General features: G+C 58.8%; 16 protein-coding genes. 6 read left to right on the top strand and 10 right to left on the bottom strand.

The genetic code is table 11. From position 1 onward, the window contains the following. Window position 1 precedes the first annotated feature (1 nt). The 3 genes from ACJ8IL_RS02110 to ACJ8IL_RS02120 all read right to left on the bottom strand — a co-directional run bounded on the left by ACJ8IL_RS02110 (window position 2) and on the right by ACJ8IL_RS02120 (window position 3,390). Complete coding sequence (locus ACJ8IL_RS02110; protein ID WP_021503867.1) at window positions 2–592, bottom strand: Slp family lipoprotein; 591 nt, start codon at window positions 590–592, stop codon at window positions 2–4. A 100-nt stretch (window positions 593–692) separates the two neighbouring features. Then, window positions 693–1,394, bottom strand: a complete 702-nt coding sequence (tsaB, locus tag ACJ8IL_RS02115; protein WP_025303116.1) for a tRNA (adenosine(37)-N6)-threonylcarbamoyltransferase complex dimerization subunit type 1 TsaB — start codon at window positions 1,392–1,394, stop codon at window positions 693–695. Between the two features lie 79 nt (window positions 1,395–1,473). After that, a complete protein-coding gene (locus ACJ8IL_RS02120; protein WP_004932318.1) occupies window positions 1,474–3,390 on the bottom strand; it encodes an ATP-dependent DNA helicase in 1,917 nt (638 codons plus the stop codon). A 133-nt stretch (window positions 3,391–3,523) separates the two neighbouring features. Between ACJ8IL_RS02120 and ACJ8IL_RS02125 the strand changes: the two genes are divergently transcribed. Beyond that, on the top strand, window positions 3,524–3,868 hold the full coding sequence (locus tag ACJ8IL_RS02125) for a RidA family protein (protein ID WP_025303117.1): 345 nt from the start codon (window positions 3,524–3,526) through the stop codon (window positions 3,866–3,868). A 63-nt stretch (window positions 3,869–3,931) separates the two neighbouring features. On the opposite strand, the gene mdtI is transcribed toward ACJ8IL_RS02125, so the two are convergent. The 4 genes from mdtI to zwf all read right to left on the bottom strand — a co-directional run bounded on the left by mdtI (window position 3,932) and on the right by zwf (window position 7,440). After that, a complete protein-coding gene (gene mdtI / locus ACJ8IL_RS02130) occupies window positions 3,932–4,261 on the bottom strand; it encodes a multidrug/spermidine efflux SMR transporter subunit MdtI (protein WP_016927446.1) in 330 nt (109 codons plus the stop codon). Beyond that, the gene (gene mdtJ / locus ACJ8IL_RS02135) at window positions 4,248–4,616 is read right to left on the bottom strand and encodes a multidrug/spermidine efflux SMR transporter subunit MdtJ (protein ID WP_025303118.1); all 369 of its coding nucleotides are present in this window, start codon (window positions 4,614–4,616) and stop codon (window positions 4,248–4,250) included. The genes mdtI and mdtJ overlap by 14 nt, the downstream gene beginning before the upstream one ends. A 552-nt stretch (window positions 4,617–5,168) precedes the next feature. Continuing rightward, complete coding sequence (locus ACJ8IL_RS02140; RefSeq protein WP_025303119.1) at window positions 5,169–5,810, bottom strand: bifunctional 4-hydroxy-2-oxoglutarate aldolase/2-dehydro-3-deoxy-phosphogluconate aldolase; 642 nt, start codon at window positions 5,808–5,810, stop codon at window positions 5,169–5,171. A 154-nt stretch (window positions 5,811–5,964) separates the two neighbouring features. Further along, window positions 5,965–7,440, bottom strand: a complete 1,476-nt coding sequence (gene zwf, locus ACJ8IL_RS02145; RefSeq protein WP_033643346.1) for a glucose-6-phosphate dehydrogenase — start codon at window positions 7,438–7,440, stop codon at window positions 5,965–5,967. 448 nt (window positions 7,441–7,888) lie between these two features. Between zwf and ACJ8IL_RS02150 the strand changes: the two genes are divergently transcribed. The 3 genes from ACJ8IL_RS02150 (at window position 7,889) to ACJ8IL_RS02160 (ending at window position 11,361) form a co-directional block, all read left to right on the top strand. Continuing rightward, window positions 7,889–8,761 (top strand): MurR/RpiR family transcriptional regulator, encoded by an 873-nt coding sequence (locus ACJ8IL_RS02150; protein ID WP_025303120.1) that lies wholly within the window; start codon window positions 7,889–7,891, stop codon window positions 8,759–8,761. 190 nt (window positions 8,762–8,951) lie between these two features. Next, on the top strand, window positions 8,952–10,394 hold the full coding sequence (gene pyk, locus ACJ8IL_RS02155) for a pyruvate kinase (protein ID WP_004932339.1): 1,443 nt from the start codon (window positions 8,952–8,954) through the stop codon (window positions 10,392–10,394). Between the two features lie 85 nt (window positions 10,395–10,479). Continuing rightward, entirely contained in the window at window positions 10,480–11,361 is an 882-nt protein-coding gene (locus ACJ8IL_RS02160) for a leucine-rich repeat domain-containing protein (protein WP_049209180.1), read from the top strand. Between the two features lie 49 nt (window positions 11,362–11,410). Here the strand turns inward: ACJ8IL_RS02160 and lpxM are convergent, their stop codons facing one another. The 3 genes from lpxM to znuA all read right to left on the bottom strand — a co-directional run bounded on the left by lpxM (window position 11,411) and on the right by znuA (window position 14,819). Then, window positions 11,411–12,379 carry a lauroyl-Kdo(2)-lipid IV(A) myristoyltransferase gene (gene lpxM / locus ACJ8IL_RS02165; RefSeq protein WP_015378127.1) on the bottom strand — a complete coding sequence of 323 codons (969 nt, stop codon included), beginning with the start codon at window positions 12,377–12,379 and terminating at the stop codon, window positions 11,411–11,413. A gap of 151 nt (window positions 12,380–12,530) precedes the next feature. Beyond that, entirely contained in the window at window positions 12,531–13,853 is a 1,323-nt protein-coding gene (mepM, locus tag ACJ8IL_RS02170) for a murein DD-endopeptidase MepM (RefSeq protein WP_004932347.1), read from the bottom strand. Window positions 13,854–13,874: 21 nt separating this feature from the next. After that, window positions 13,875–14,819, bottom strand: a complete 945-nt coding sequence (znuA, locus tag ACJ8IL_RS02175) for a zinc ABC transporter substrate-binding protein ZnuA (protein ID WP_025303123.1) — start codon at window positions 14,817–14,819, stop codon at window positions 13,875–13,877. Window positions 14,820–14,897: 78 nt separating this feature from the next. On the opposite strand from znuA, the gene znuC reads away from it, so the two are divergent. Further along, a complete protein-coding gene (gene znuC, locus ACJ8IL_RS02180; RefSeq protein ID WP_004932357.1) occupies window positions 14,898–15,656 on the top strand; it encodes a zinc ABC transporter ATP-binding protein ZnuC in 759 nt (252 codons plus the stop codon). Continuing rightward, on the top strand, window positions 15,653–16,438 hold the full coding sequence (gene znuB, locus ACJ8IL_RS02185; RefSeq protein WP_025303124.1) for a zinc ABC transporter permease subunit ZnuB: 786 nt from the start codon (window positions 15,653–15,655) through the stop codon (window positions 16,436–16,438). Before znuC ends, znuB begins: the two co-directional genes overlap by 4 nt. The last annotated feature ends 31 nt before the right edge of the window (window positions 16,439–16,469 follow it).

The following is a 16,469-nucleotide window of genomic DNA, read 5'->3' on the forward strand; positions in this document are numbered from 1 at the left end:
GCTACTCGGTTACGATGGTTTGCACCTGTGCCGGACCGGGGTTGTACCAGCCATAGCCTGCGCCCCAGCCGGGCCCCCACGGACCACCGCGCCAGCCCCAAGGGCCCATCGGCGCAGGCGGCATCACCACCTGCTGCACCAGATGCCAGCGCTTGAAACCGGTCACGTTCATCGTTACGAAACGATATGGCGTCATGCCGATCCGCCCCTCTTTCAGGCCGGTGATAGGGCCGACGACGGTCACCAGTTGGCCTTTGAAATCGACCGGTTCGAGGAAGCCGTTCACCGTGGCCAGCAAGCGGCCGTTCGACGGTTCACCCAGTATCGGCCGCGCACCGCTGTCGAGCGGCACCGCCGCGATCTCCAGCAGCGTACGCCCTTGTTCGTTGGCGACGTTCACCACAGTGCCGCCGAAGCGGGCTTCCGCGCCAGTAAACAGGTTCGGTGCATTTTGTACCGAGGAAAGCTGAGTCACCGGCGAAGGGCTGGAGCCTTTGATCGCATCCGGTACGGTGACGCACCCGGTCAGAACCAGCGCGCCGCAGGCGACGGCCAGCAGCGACAGCTTTTTACTTGCAGTGCGGATTAACATGGTCGCAATCTCCTGAAATGCCTGTAACTTTGACCGCGTTTCGTCGTTCAAGTTGCAGGCCTTCATCGCCCGGCATCAACAACAGCACAATACGCCGCGATTACTCGCGGCCCGGCAGTTTTTTCCAGGTGACTTCATTGCGAAGATAGGTCGGCTCGGCGTTTTCCACCGCCACCGCCAACCCCTGTTGCCAGGCGTGCAGCGCCAGCGGCAGCATGTCTTGCGCCTGCGGCAGCAGCATTTGGCCGTCACGCACGCTCAGCGTAGAACCGTTGACCAGGTCGGGATAGGTTTGCCAGCCGGTGCCGACGTGGGCCCATTCGCCCTGCAGACGCTGTGCACGCTCGAGCGCCTGCGCCGGCGACAGCACCGCCTCGCCTTCGCTTTCCAACCAGCTGCCGTCCACTTGGCGTTCGAACTGCCCCCAGTAGACTTCCCCCATGCGCGCATCGATCGCTGCCAGCACGCGCGCCGCGCCGCTGACGCGCCAGGCGCCCTGCGCCATGGTTTGCAGCGTGGAAATGCCAATCATCGGCAAATCGGCGCCCAGCGCCAGGCCCTGAGCGATGCCGATGCCGATGCGCACCCCGGTAAAACTGCCGGGGCCGCGGCCGAAGGCCAGCGCATCGAGCTGGTTGAGCGCCAGACCGGATTCCGCCAGCACCTGCTGCACCATAGGTAAAATTCGTTGCGTATGCTCGCGTGGGCACAGCTCAAACAGGGCGTGGATTTCGCCTTGATTCCAGACGGCGACGGAACAGGCTTCCGTCGCGGTATCGATCGCTAAAATTCGCGTGGACATGCCAACCTCTGGCGGGAATAAAACTGGGTTTTTCATACAGGGCGCGCATTGTAGCACAGCCCCGTAAGCCCTTCATCTTTCACGTGGCCGACGTATCGGCGGCCTGCAGGAAGGCGATGGCCTGTTTCAGATCGCGGGTACGCGGCGTAGGCGGCAGGCTATTGAGGAACACCTCGCCATAAGGGCGCATCACCAGACGGTTATCGCAAATCACCAGCACGCCACGGTCGTCGGTATCGCGGATCAAACGGCCCACCCCCTGTTTCAGGGTGATGACCGCATCCGGTAACTGTACGTCATTGAACGGATCGCCGCCGCGCAGGCGGCAATCTTCAATGCGCGCCTTCAGCAGCGGATCGTCCGGTGAAGTAAACGGCAGCTTATCGATGATGACACACGACAGCGCATCGCCACGCACGTCCACCCCTTCCCAGAAGCTGCTGGTCGCCACCAACAGCGCGTTACCGGCGGCGACGAACTGCGCCAGCAGCTGCCCTTTGCTGGTTTCCCCTTGCAATAAGACCGGCAGCGTCATCGTGGCGCGGAACTCTTCCGCCAGCTCGCGCATCATCTGGTGCGATGTGCACAAGAAGAAGCAGCGGCCGTTGTTGGCTTCGATTAATGGGCGCAGCATGCGCGCCAGCTGGCGCGCCCCACCGGGCTGATTCGGCGAAGGCAAAAAGCGCGGCACGCACAGCAACGCCTGTTTGGCATAGTCGAACGGGCTCGGCAACAGCAGCGTTTTGGCCTTGGTCAGCCCCAGCCGTTCGGTGAAGTGGCCCAACTGATCGTTGACCGACAGCGTGGCCGAGGTAAAGATCCAGCTGCCCGGCTTCTCGTCCAGCATTTCGCGGAAACGATCGGCTACCGTCAGCGGCGTCAGCGCCAGCACGAAGTGGCGCGAATTGCACTCATACCAATAGCTGTAGCCCGGTTCCGTTACCGCCTTGAGGCGTTTGAGACGCGCGCGGTACAGCGTGGCGCGCTCAAAGGCGGCGTCCAGCAGCGCCGAACGCCCCAGCGACAGCTTCATCACGTCATAACATAGCTCCAGCGCGTCATCGAGCAGCAACAGAGCACGCTGCACGTTGGGTTCGCCGAGCACGTCACGCAGATTACCGCGGAACCCCGGTTCTCCCAGATTCAGACGGAAATCTTGCGTGCTCAGGCTGAGACGATCGGCGCTCTTTTGCAGCTGAGCCGCATCGCGCACCTCGGTGCGGTAGGCGATGGTGATGTCCTTCGCCAGATCCAGCAGCTGGCGGCTGGTGAGCTGCTGGCCGAAATACTGGCTGGCGATGTCGGGGATTTGGTGCGCCTCGTCGAAAATCATCACCTCGGCTTCTGGGATCAGCTCGGCGAAACCGCCCTCTTTCACCACCATATCCGCCAGGAACAGGTGATGGTTTACCACCACCACATCTGCATCCATCGCGCGGCGGCGCGCCTTGACCACGAAGCAATCCTGATACAACGGGCAGTCGCTGCCCAGACAGTTGTCATTGGTGCTGGTCACCAATGGCCAGACGAAGCTGTCCTCCGCCACTTCGCTACAGGTGCTGATATCACCCTCTTTGGTCTGCGACGACCACTTGCGCAGCTGCACCAGATCGATCAGCGTCTGCCCCGCCAGCTCCCCGCCGGCCATCGACTGTTGCTCAAGACGCTCCAGACACAGGTAGTTGGAGCGCCCCTTCAGCAGCGCCAGCTTGCCTTTGTACTTCAACGCCTTGGCGACGGTGGGCAGATCGCGCGCATACAGCTGATCCTGCAGCGCTTTCGAACCGGTGGAGATGATCACTTTGCGATCGGCACGCAGCGCCGGCGCCAGATAAGCGAAGGTTTTGCCGGTGCCGGTGCCGGCTTCCACCACCAGTTCCTGCTTGAAATTGATCGCTTCGGTAACGGCTTGCGCCATCTGCCGCTGCGGCTCACGCGGTTTGAATCCCTTGATAGCCTGCGCCAATGCGCCGTCTGTTGCAAAATCGTCTGTCACGCTGTCTCTCTGCCGGTGTCATTCAACGGTGATTATGCCAAGCCTGCCGCCCGGCTACCACCCACTTTATCGCCGCGCTTTTTTATCACCGGCTGTGCTACCCTTAGCGCGACTATGATATGGAGATAAGCAAATGAATATCGAAAGAATTGATCCCGATCAGCGCTGGTCCGAAGCCGTAGTGCACAACGAGACCGTTTACTACACCAGCGTGCCGGAGAACCTGGACGACGACGCGACCGCGCAGACCGCCAACGCCCTCGCCGCCATCGACGTGCTGCTGGAACGCGTAGGGTCGGACAAAAGCCGTATTCTGGATGCCACCATTTTCCTGGCCAACAGCGCCGACTTCGCCGCGATGAACGCCGCCTGGGACGCCTGGGTGGTCGCCGGCAGCGCGCCGGTGCGCTGCACGGTGCAGGCGCAGCTGATGAATCCGAAGTACAAGGTGGAAATCAAAATCATCGCCGCGCTGTAAGCCTGAGCGCAGACGAAAAAAAAACCGCAGACGGCGACGCCTGCGGTTTTTTATTGCCCGCTATCAAGACAGTTTAAGGATCACCATCCCCGTCAGCAACAGCGCCAGGCCAATCCAGCCTTTGGCGTTCAACCGCTGGCCGAACATGATCCAGCCTGCGGCGATGGTGGCGGCGATACCGAAACCGCCCCACAGCGCATAGGCGATCGACAGATCGATACCCTTAACCGCCTGCGCCAGGGCGCTGAACGCACCGAGCACCGACAGCAGCGACAGCAATCCCAGCCAAATTTTACGGAAGCCGTCCGACATCTTCAGGAAGATGTTGGCGATAATTTCCAGTACGATGGCCAGCCCCAGGAACCCAATGTGGTACAACTCAAACTGTTGCATGGTTGTCACCTCGCGGGCTGACCTGTTTTCGCTCTTTGCGGGTACCGGATTTCACCAGCATGATGCCGGCGATCAGCGTAGCCAAGCCCAACACCTTCAGCGCCGAGATCGGTTCGTCGAACCACAGCACGCTGAACAGGGTGATGAACAGAATGCCGATGCCTTCCCATAGCGCATAGGCCACACCCAGCGCCACGCGTTTTATCGCTACCGACAACAATACATAAGACGCGGTAATCATCACGTACATCACGATGTGCCCGATCATGCCGCCATTGACGCTAGCGTATTTCATCGACAAGGTGCCGATGATTTCGGTCATGATGGCCAAACCTAAAAAGATCCAATAAATCATAATTTTTCTCCCAAACGGCGAATAACGCGCGCCAAGGCATATTTATCCCGATTTATCTCGTCGGACGGCCGCAATGCGGCGCGCAAGACGCAGAGATCCCTGGGGATAAACTGACCCAAACGCAAAAAGAATGTTTGCCCGGCTGAACGGTAATGCGAAGGCCTAAGCCCGCTACCAGCACCGGTTAAGGGAGAAAGACGCTATAGCTCGCTGCACCAGTGATGCTCACTGGCAAGGATCGCAGACAGGAAGAGTTGGCACGTAGAAGTTCTGAGGGTAGTTCCGTTAATAGTCATCATAATAGTTCTCTATTATCAGCCGCACACCGTGCGATTTGCCCAATATCCTCATAAAAGTAAAATTTTCAACTGAGATATTTTTACCACAGCCAAAATTAGAAAGCAAACTGCCGTTTTCATAAAAAAGCAGAAAAAAACGGGTTAAAAATAAGAAAGTTAATTGCGATAAAAATTAAAAAAGGCCCAACGGAGCGTTGAGCCTTGCGATATCCGCGGGTGAGCAAATAAGCGCCAACTCCAGGCCTGGCGCGGGTTACAACGCGGCGCCGCTGACCGCGCTGCGCGCCAGTTCAGTGATGCGCGCATAGTCGCCGCTTTCGAGCGCATCGGCCGGCACCAACCAGGAGCCGCCGATGCACAATACGCTTTTTAGCGCCAGATAATCGCGGTAATTGTTCGGCGTAATGCCGCCGGTCGGGCAAAAACGCACCTGCGGGAACGGGCCGCCGATCGCCTGCAGCGCCTTCACGCCGCCGTTGGCTTCCGCCGGGAAGAATTTGAATTCGCGCAGGCCGTAATCCATGCCCAGCATCAGTTCAGATACGGTGCTGATGCCCGGGATCAGCGGGATTGACCCCGCCGTCGCCGCCTGCAGCAAAGCGTCGGTCAGCCCCGGGCTGATGGCGAACTGCGCCCCCGCCTCGGTCACCTCCCGCAGCTGCTGCGGATTGATCACAGTACCGGCGCCGATGATCGCCTCCGGCACCTCTTTGGCGATAGCGCGGATAGCCTCCAGCCCGCAGGCGGTGCGCAGCGTCACCTCCAATACCCGCACGCCGCCGGCAACCAACGCTTTCGCCAGCGGCACCGCCTGCTCCAACTTGTTGATCACGATAACAGGCACCACCGGCCCTGCCGTCAGGATCTGCTCGGCGCTGGTTTTCCAGTTTTTCATCGTTATTTCTCCATGACTCGCGGTTAACAATGGCACGCCCCTGCCACAGGGCTCCGCGCAAGCGCGCGAACGTCCGGCCGTACCGTAAGTGATGTGGCCCACGCGCAGATCGCAGGCAAAAAAAAGCCGGCAGACAGGCTGCCGGCATTGCGCATTATTCGAACTCGTTCCAGGAACGGCCGTCGCGGGTGATCATTGCCACCGAGGCCACCGGCCCCCAGGTGCCCGCCTGATAAGGCTTAGGCGCCTCGTTGTCGGCTTTCCATGCATCCATGATGGAGTCGACCCACTTCCAGGCCTCTTCCACTTCATCGCGGCGCACGAACAGCGCCTGAATGCCTCGCATGGTCTCCAGCAGCAGGCGCTCGTAGGCGTCCGCCACGTGCTCCTGGTTGAAGGTTTCCGAGAAGCTCAGGTCCAGCTTGGTGGTCTGCAGACGGTGCTTGTGATCCAGCCCCGGCACCTTGTTCAGTACCTGAATTTCGATGCCTTCGTCCGGTTGCAGACGGATGGTCAGCTTGTTCTGCGGCAGCTGCTGGTACGAATCGCTGAACAGGTTAAGCGGCGGGTTTTTGAAGTACACCACCACTTCCGAACATTTGGTCGGCAGGCGTTTACCGGTACGCAGGTAGAACGGCACCCCGGCCCACTGCCAGTTGTCGATATCCACGCGGATGGAGACGAAGGTTTCGGTGCTGCTGCTTTTGTTCGCGCCTTCCTCTTCCAGATAACCCGGCACTTTCTTGCCCTGGACGAAACCGGCGGTGTACTGCCCGCGCACGGTGGTTTCCCGTACATTGGTCTGATCGATGCGGCGCAGCGAGCGCAGTACCTTCACCTTCTCGTCGCGGATACGGTCGGTCGTCAGGTCCGCCGGCGGCGACATGGCGATCATGGTCAGGATCTGGAGCAGGTGGTTCTGGATCATGTCGCGCATCTGGCCGGCCTGGTCGAAGTAACCCCAGCGCCCTTCGATGCCCACCTCTTCCGCCACGGTGATCTGCACCGAATCGATGGTGCGGTTATCCCAGTTGGATGCGAACAGCGAGTTGGCGAAACGCAGCGCCAACAGGTTCAGCACCGTCTCTTTGCCGAGATAGTGGTCGATGCGGTAGACCTGGGACTCGTTGAAGAACTCCGCCACCTGATCGTTGATCACGCGGGAGGACGCCAGATCGGTGCCCAACGGTTTCTCCATCACCACGCGCGCCGGCTCATGGTTCAGCTTGGCTTCGCCCAACCCTTTGCAGATGGCGCCAAAGGTGCTTGGCGGCATGGCGAAGTAGTTGATGGTGGTGCGGTGTTTCTGATCCAGCATTTTACCCAGTTTGGTAAAGTTCTTGCTGTCGTTGACGTCCAGGTTGCAGAAGTCCAGGCGTGCGCTCAGCGTGGCCCAGAGTTCGTCATCCAATTTTTCTTTCATGAAGGTGCCAAGCGCTTCCTTGACCACTTCGGTATACGCTTTTTTATCCCACTCCGCGCGGCCGACGCCGATAATCCGCGTATCCGGGTGGATGTGTCCGGCTTTCTCTAACTGGTACAGGGAAGGCAGCAGCTTACGGCGCGCCAAATCACCTTTCGCGCCGAAAATAACCAGGTCACACGCCTGGGCTGTAGAGGTTACCGCCATGTTCATCTCCTCGTTGCAGGATATTTGTAATTTTCTTACATTACTAATGTACTCTGTTTGACTACGGCCAGCAAACCCGGTGCAGAAGCAGGAAAAAAGACCTCAAGATTCCAGTGATAGCGCCAATGCGCGCCAGAGCCCGCACAGGCGGGCAAAACTGTAATTTTTCGTCTTTTTTGACGCTCTGTTACCATTATGAAAGTTAGACACAGGTCATATTCTGGTGAAAAAAGCCTGCATACGCCCTGTCGAGACTGCCAACGGTTACCAGCACGTAGTATATTTTCACTAAACCGGCATTGATTTCTCCTTTGTTTGAAATCGACATACCCTATCGATTCCAGGTTACAGCCGCTCGTTTGGCGTCTGCGTGCACGGCGAACACGGGCGAAATTCGGCGCTGTTGCTTGAAAGCCACAGGGATAAAACCATGAGTGACTCTCGTTATATGAATACGCTGGACAAAATCCAGAACCATCTGGAACGCCTGAGCAAATCTGAAAGGAAAGTCGCCGAGGTGATCCTGGCCTCCCCACAGACCGCCATTCACTCCAGCATTGCCACGCTGGCGCGCATGGCCGACGTCAGCGAACCTACCGTCAACCGTTTTTGCCGCCGCCTTGATACCAAAGGCTTTCCCGATTTCAAACTGCACCTCGCCCAAAGCCTGGCTAACGGCACGCCCTACGTAAACCGTAACGTTGAGGAAGACGACAGCGTCGATTCCTATACCAGCAAGATCTTCGAATCGGTCATGGCCAGCCTGGATACAGTAAAGGCAAATTTGGATATTGCCGCAATCAATCGTGCGGTTGACCTGCTCACCCAGGCAAAAAAGATCTCTTTCTTCGGCCTGGGTGCCTCCGCGGCGGTGGCGCACGACGCGATGAACAAATTTTTCCGCTTCAACATTCCGGTGGTCTACTTCGATGACATCGTCATGCAACGCATGAGCTGCATGAACTCCGGCGAGGGCGACGTGGTGGTGCTGATCTCACACACCGGCCGCACCAAAAATCTGGTGGAGATGGCTCACCTGGCGCGGGAGAACGACGCCACGGTACTGGCTATCACCTCGCGCGACACCCCGCTCGCCCAAGCGGCGACCCTCGCGTTGCTGCTCGATGTGCCTGAAGACACCGACGTTTACATGCCGATGGTGTCGCGGATCGCGCAATTAACGCTCATTGACGTGCTTGCCACCGGATTTACCTTGCGCCGAGGGGCTAAATTCAGAGATAACTTGAAGCGGGTCAAAGAAGCGCTCAAAGAATCGCGCTTTGATAAAGGCGTGGTCATTCCCAACAGTTTTGATTCGTGACCCGACGAAGAAAAAAATCGCCGTTCAACAGACATTTGAATGACGGCATCAGAGGCGGTACCCTGTTAACATGCTCATGCGGGTAACCCGGGTGAAATATCAGTGTTGTAAAATTACATTTCACGCCTGGTTTCGTTATCCGACGTTATCGCAACACCAATATTTGCTTCACCAGTCAACGGAGTAATACATGTCCAGACGGCTCAGAAGAACCAAAATCGTTACCACCCTGGGTCCGGCTACAGACCGCGACAATAATCTGGAAAAGATCATTGCCGCCGGTGCCAACGTAGTTCGGCTTAACTTCTCCCACGGCAGCCCGGAAGATCACCAGGCTCGCGCAGACAAAGTGCGCGAAATCGCTGCCAAACTGGGACGTCACGTCGCTATCCTCGGCGATCTGCAAGGGCCGAAAATCCGCGTATCCACCTTCAAGGAAGGCAAAATCTTCCTCAACGTGGGTGATAAATTCCTGCTGGACGCCAACCTGTCAAAAGGCGAAGGCGATAAAGAAAAAGTCGGTATCGACTATAAAGGCCTGCCTGCCGACGTCGTGCCGGGCGATGTCCTGCTGCTTGACGACGGCCGCGTTCAGTTAAAAGTGCTCGAAGTTCAGGGCATGAAAGTGTTTACCGAAGTGACCGTCGGCGGCCCGTTGTCCAACAACAAGGGCATCAACAAGCTAGGCGGTGGCCTGTCAGCCGAGGCGCTGACCGAAAAAGACAAGGCGGACATCGTGACCGCCGCCAAGATTGGCGTCGACTATCTGGCGGTCTCCTTCCCGCGTACCGGTGAAGACCTGAACTATGCCCGCCGCCTGGCGCGCGATGCGGGCTGCAACGCCAAGATCGTGTCCAAGGTTGAGCGCGCCGAAGCGGTTTGCACCGACGAAGCGATGGACGACATTATTCTGGCCTCCGACGTGGTGATGGTTGCCCGTGGCGACCTCGGCGTCGAAATCGGCGATCCGGAACTGGTCGGCATTCAGAAGAAACTGATCCGCCGCGCACGCACCCTGAACCGCGCGGTGATCACCGCGACTCAGATGATGGAGTCGATGATCACCAACCCGATGCCGACCCGCGCCGAAGTCATGGACGTGGCCAACGCCGTGCTGGACGGCACCGACGCCGTCATGCTGTCGGCGGAAACCGCTGCTGGCCAATACCCGGCGGAAACCGTAGCGGCGATGGCGCGCGTTTGTCTGGGCGCCGAGAAGATCCCGAGCATCAACGTTTCCAAACACCGTCTGGACGTGCAGTTCGACAATATCGAAGAGGCAATCGCCATGTCTTCGATGTATGCGGCCAACCACCTGAAAGGCGTCACCGCGCTGATCGCCATGACTGAGTCCGGCCGCACCGCGCTGATGATGTCACGCATCAGCTCCGGCCTGCCGATCTTCGCCATGTCGCGTCATGAGCACACGCTGAACCTGACTGCGCTGTATCGCGGCGTGACGCCGGTATATTTCGACAGCCACAAAGACGGCGTGATCGCCGCCAATGAAGCCGTCAATCGCCTGCGTGACAAAGGCTTCCTGGTCTCCGGCGATCTGGTGATCGTCACCCAGGGCGACGTGATGGAAACCGTCGGTACCACCAATACCAGCCGTATCTTGCGCGTCGAGTAATTCACGCCGCAGACGAAATGCCGGCCGGCTCACGTTGGCCGGCATTTTTTTTGCGCTGACATCGCCATAAACGACGGAGAACGCCATGCTCCACCAACACAACCCCGCAGCGAGCGCTGATGAGCTCGATCTCGACGGCCGTAGCCTGACGCAGCTCGACGAATCGCAGCTTGCCGGCCGCGCGCTGCGCAAGGTCAGCCTGTACGACAATCAGCTGACGGCCTTCCCCACCCCAATCTTCCGGCACCAGAATCTGCAGGTGCTGAATATCTCCTGCAATCAGCTCGACCGTCTGCCGCCGGAGATTGGTCAGTTGCAACAGCTCGAGATGTTCGACTTTGGCCACAATCGCGCGAGCGAACTGCCTGAAGCGTTGGGGCAACTGCACCGGCTGAAATACCTCTATCTGAGCGATAACGGTTTTAGCGACCTCCCCCATTCGCTGGCACAGCTGCAGCAGCTCATCTATCTCAACGCGACCGATAACCAACTGACCGCCTTGCCGCAGGCAATACCGAGGCTGGCGGCGTTGCAGGAGCTGCGTTTATACAACAATCGCATCCGCAGCCTGCCCGCCGAAATCGGGCAGCTGCGCGCGCTGCGCGAACTGCATATCATGAAAAATGCCCTGACCACGCTGCCGGCGGAAATGGCTCTGCTCGGTGAGTTGGAGATACTCGATGCGGCCAACAATGCTATCACCGAACTGCCGGCAGCCTTCTGCCACCTGCCGCGATTGAGCGAGCTGAACCTGCGTTTCAATCAACTGACGCGCCTGCCGGAAAATATCGGTGAGCTGACGGCGCTGAGAAGTCTGGATCTGCGCGCCAACCGCCTGAGCGAGCTGCCGGAAAGCCTCGGCGAACTGAGCCGGCTGCGCAAGCTGGATCTGCGCTGGAATGATTTCACCCGCACGCCTAAAGTCATCGACATCCTGCGGGCGCGCGGCTGTATGGTGCACATCTGAAGTGATACCGGCCGGGTTATAGCCCGACCGGCGTTAACGTTAGGAAGGATTAGCGATACAGATCGTCGCGCGAGTAAGGCTCAATCTCCCCTTCCTTGCGCGTCTTCAACAGTTTTAGGATCCAGGTGTACTGCTCAGGGTTCGGGCCCACCAGGTTTTCCACTTCTTCATTCATGCGGCGCGCAATCCGTGGGTCATCGGCTTCGGCCAGATCGTCCATGGGCTCGCGAATATAAATATCCAGCATGCTGGTTTTGCCATCGTACACCGGGAACAAAGGCACGATCGCCGCACGGCAAACCTTCATCAACCGGCCTACCGCCGGCAGCGTCGCCTTATAGGTCGCGAAGAAATCGACGAACTCACTGTGCTCGGCGCCGTGATCCTGATCGGGCAGGTAGTAGCCCCAGTACCCCTGCCGTACCGAACTGATAAACGGTTTGATGCCGTCGTTGCGCGCGTGCATGCGGCCGCCGAATTTACGACGCACGGCATTCCACAGGTAGTCGATCAGCTGATTGCGCTGGTTGTGGAACATCGCCGCCATCGGTTGGCCGCGCGCAGCCATCAGCATCGCTGGCACATCCACCGCCCAGCCGTGAGGCACCAGGAAAATCACGTTACGCCCTTCCGCCCGGATCTTGTCCAGCACCTCTTCACCGTGCCAACGCACGCGCTTTAGCACTTTTTCGGGCTTGGTGCAGGCCAGTTCCGCCATCAGCACCATCGACTGCGGCGCGCAGGCGAACATCTGGTCGATAATGTGCTCGCGTTCGCTTTCAGGCAGCTCAGGCAAGCAATACAGCAGGTTGATGCGGGCACGACGGCGCGCGCCCTTCGCCAGCTTGCCGGCCAGTTTGCCGACCGCACCCAGCACCGGATCGCGCAGGCGCGCAGGCACCAGCGAAATGCCGGCCATCAGACCGGTTCCCAACCACACGCCCCAGTAGCGCGGATATAAAAAGGCTTTTTGAAACTGCGGGATGAACTCTACGTTCGATTTCTTCTCGTTTTGCATGCACGTGCTCTTCGCTTAGCGATTCGGCTAATCATAATTGCCATCACCGATTTTGCAATTAACAACCGCGAACCACCCAGATAAAACAGCATCGGCCCGCAATCAGGCCGATGAAATTAACGGCGCCGGAGCGCCGGAAAAAAGGGGGACGTTAATCCAACTGCAGTTGAGGAACCACTTCCTTCACCTGTGCCAGATAATCGCTGCGGTCTTTGCCGCCCAGCCCTTCGGAACGCGGCAGTTTGGCCGTCAGCGGGTTCACCGCCTGTTGGCCGGTCCACAGTTCAAAGTGCAGGTGTGGCCCGGTGGAACGGCCGGTGTTGCCGGAGAGCGCAATGCGATCGCCGCGTTTCACCTTCTGGCCTGGTTTCACCAGCAGTTTTTTCAGGTGCATATAGCGCGTGGTGTACTGACGACCGTGGCGGATCGCCACATAGTTGCCCGCTGCGCCGCTGCGTTTGGCGATCACCACCTCACCGTCGCCGACCGCCAGCACCGGCGTGCCGACCGGCATGGCGAAATCGACGCCCTTGTGCGGCGCCACGCGGCCAGTCACCGGGTTCACGCGGCGCGGGTTGAAGTTGGAGGAGATGCGGAACTGTTTCATGGTCGGGAAACGCATGAAGCCGCGCGCCAGGCCAGAGCCTTGGCGATCGTAGAATTTGCCGTCTTCGGCGCGGATCGCATAGTAATCTTTGCCGCCGGTGCGCAGACGCACGCCCAACAGCTGGCTTTGCGATTTCTTACCGTCGAAATGCTCGCGCGACATCAGCACGGAGAACTGGTCGCCTTTGCGCAGCTTGCGGAAATCGAGCTGCCATTGCAGCGCCTTGATCACCGAGTTGATTTCGTTACGGCTCAGCCCGGCGTCGCCGGCGCTGCTGACGAAGCTGCCGTTAACCCGGCCGCTGATCACGTTGTTGCGCCATTCGCCCTGCTGCGCCTCTTTCGACTCTTTGAAGCTGTTGCCGACGCGATCGTAGGTGCGGGTTTCGCGGCGGGAAACTTCCCAGGTCAACTGCTGCAAATCGCCCGCATCGTTCACGGTCCACGACAGCTGTTGGCCGATCTTAAGGTTGCGCAGATCGCGATTTTGCGAAGCCAGCAGCGTGACATCCGACATATCGATGCCGTACTGCGTCAGAATGCTGCCGAGGGTATCGCCGGTGGAAACCACATATTCATGCACGCCATCATCGCCGGCATCTTTTTGATCCAGCTCATCCTGCGGGATTTCGTCATCGGGGGTGGGTTGGTCGACATCTATCGGTTCACTGGCTTCGGGGAGCAATGACCGCATCTGGCTGGATTCTAACTCGACGCTCTTGGCGATGGGGTTGTGTTCTGGGTGGTAAACAAAAGGCCGCCAAACAGCGACGGCCAATGTGACGACTGTCAGCGACCCCAGCATGACGCGATGGGGCCGTGGCAGGTTGTTATACGCCAGAGCGATAGTTCGGACTATCTGCTGCACTCGATATTATCCTCATAAGCTTTACTTCAGGCAGCTCACGTACTGGTTTGACAGCTGAGTCAGGAATTTCCCGTAGCTGTCCTTCCCCAGCGCGATGCCGATGCCCAGCGGGTCCAGCGTTCCGGAACGCACTTTGGTACCCTTGGCGACGGCATTGATTACGGCCGGCCTGAATTGTGGCTCAGCAAAAACGCATACCGCTTTCTGCTCAACCAACTGTGTTCGAATTTGGTGTAGGCGCTGTGCTCCAGGCTGAATTTCGGGATTGACGGTGAAATGGCCCAGCGGACTCAAACCGTAGTGTTTCTCAAAGTAGCCGTAAGCATCATGAAAAACAAAATAACCCTTACCTTGCACAGGCGTAAGCATGTTACCAACATTTTTGTCAGTTTGCGTCAGCAGATTCTCGAACTGGCGCAGGTTTGCGTCTAATTTGTCCTTATTTTGCGGCATAAGTTCCAACAATCTGTCGTGAATCGCGATCGCGGTCACTTTTGCTATCTCCGGCGACAGCCAAACGTGCATATTGTACTCGCCGTGATGATGCCCATGATCGTCATCGGCATGGTTATGCGCTTCGCCTGCATGATCATGATCGTCGTCATCTTCGCCTTTCATCAGCAACGGCTTCACCGCCGGCAGTTCGCTGACAGCCAGCTTTCGGGTTGCCGAGATAGGCACCAGCGCCTTGTTCAGGAACGCTTCCATGTCCGGCCCAACCCATAGCACCAGGTCCGCAGAGCGCAAACGCTGGATATCGGAAGGACGCAGCGCAAAATCGTGCGGTGAAGCGCCGTCCGGCAGCAACACCTCGGTCGGCGTCACGCCGTCGGCGATCGCCGAAGCGATAAAGCCCAGCGGACGAATCGTGGTCACCACCGCCGCGGAAGCGCTGCTCAGCGGGCCGGCCATCAACAATGCGCTGGCCAACAGCGTACGCTGCAGCCATTTATTTTTCTTTGCCATCATCAGTAATCCCATCGTTTTCATCAACAAGGCGTGATATTATAACATTCGCTTCGTTCTGCAACCTGTAATCTCGAGATGTCTACACTGATAACGCTAAAAAATATCTCCGTCGCCTTCGGCAGCCGCAAGGTGCTGTCGAACATTTCCCTCAGCCTGCAACCCGGCCGTATTCTCACGCTGCTTGGCCCGAACGGCGCGGGCAAATCCACGCTGGTGCGCGTGGTGCTGGGATTGGTCAAACCGACCGCCGGCACGCTGGAGCGTGAGCCCGATCTGCGCATCGGCTATGTGCCACAAAAGCTGCACCTCGACGCCACCCTGCCACTGACCGTCAGCCGCTTTATGCGTCTTAAACCTGGCGTAAAGAAAGCCGACATTCTGCCGGCGCTCAAACGCGTGCACGCCGCCCACCTGCTCGACCAGCCGATGCAAAAGCTCTCCGGCGGTGAAAACCAGCGCGTGCTGCTGGCGCGAGCGCTGCTGAATAAACCGCAGCTGCTGGTGCTGGACGAACCCACGCAAGGGGTAGACGTCAACGGCCAGCTGGCGCTGTACGATCTGATCGATCAGCTGCGCAAGGAGCTGGGGTGCGCCGTGCTGATGGTCTCGCACGATCTGCATCTGGTGATGGCGAAAACCGACGAGGTGTTGTGCCTCAATCAGCACATCTGCTGCTCCGGCGCGCCGGAGGTGGTCTCGATGCATCCCGAATTCATCGCCATGTTCGGCAACCGCGGCGCAGAGCAGCTGGCGGTGTATCGCCACCATCACAACCACCGCCACGATCTGCAGGGAAGAATTGTCTTGAAGAAAACCGGGAGCCGCGAAGCATGATTGAACTGTTACTTCCCGGCTGGCTGGCCGGCGTGTTGCTGGCTAGCGCCGCCGGGCCGCTGGGTTCCTTCGTGGTCTGGCGCCGCATGTCCTACTTTGGTGATACCCTGGCGCACGCCTCGCTGCTCGGCGTCGCCTTTGGTCTGCTGCTCGACATCAACCCCTTCTATGCGGTGATCGCCATTACGCTGCTGCTGGCTCTGGCCCTGGTTTGGCTGGAACGTCGCCCGCAGCTTTCAGTGGATACCCTGCTCGGCATTCTGGCCCACAGCGCCCTGTCGCTGGGACTGGTGGTGGTGGCATTGATGTCTAACGTGCGGGTCGATCTGATGGCCTACCTGTTCGGCGATCTGCTGTCGGTTACGCTGAGCGATATCGTGATGATTGCCGGCGGCGTCGCCGTGGTGCTGTTGGTGCTGTGGTGGCAGTGGCGCGATCTGCTGTCGATGACCATCAGCCCAGAGCTGGCGCACGTCGACGGCGTTAATCTGGTGCGCGCACGCACCGTGTTGATGCTGGTCACCGCCTTGACCATCGGTCTGGCGATGAAATTCGTCGGCGCGCTGATCATCACCTCACTGCTGATCATTCCGGCAGCCACCGCTCGGCGCTTCGCACGCACGCCGGAGCAGATGGCGGGCGTCGCAGTGCTGCTCGGCATGGTGGCCGTCACCGGCGGCCTGACCTTCTCGGCATTTTACGATACGCCGGCCGGCCCTTCGGTGGTGCTGAGCGCCGCCGTGCTGTTCACGCTGAGCCTGTTCAAAAAACAGCAGGCTTGATTAAAGCCAGCAGCAGAATATGACAAGGGCC

It is taken from the genome of Serratia sp. CY47444, from assembly GCF_052168635.1.
Classification (GTDB): domain Bacteria; phylum Pseudomonadota; class Gammaproteobacteria; order Enterobacterales; family Enterobacteriaceae; genus Serratia; species Serratia bockelmannii.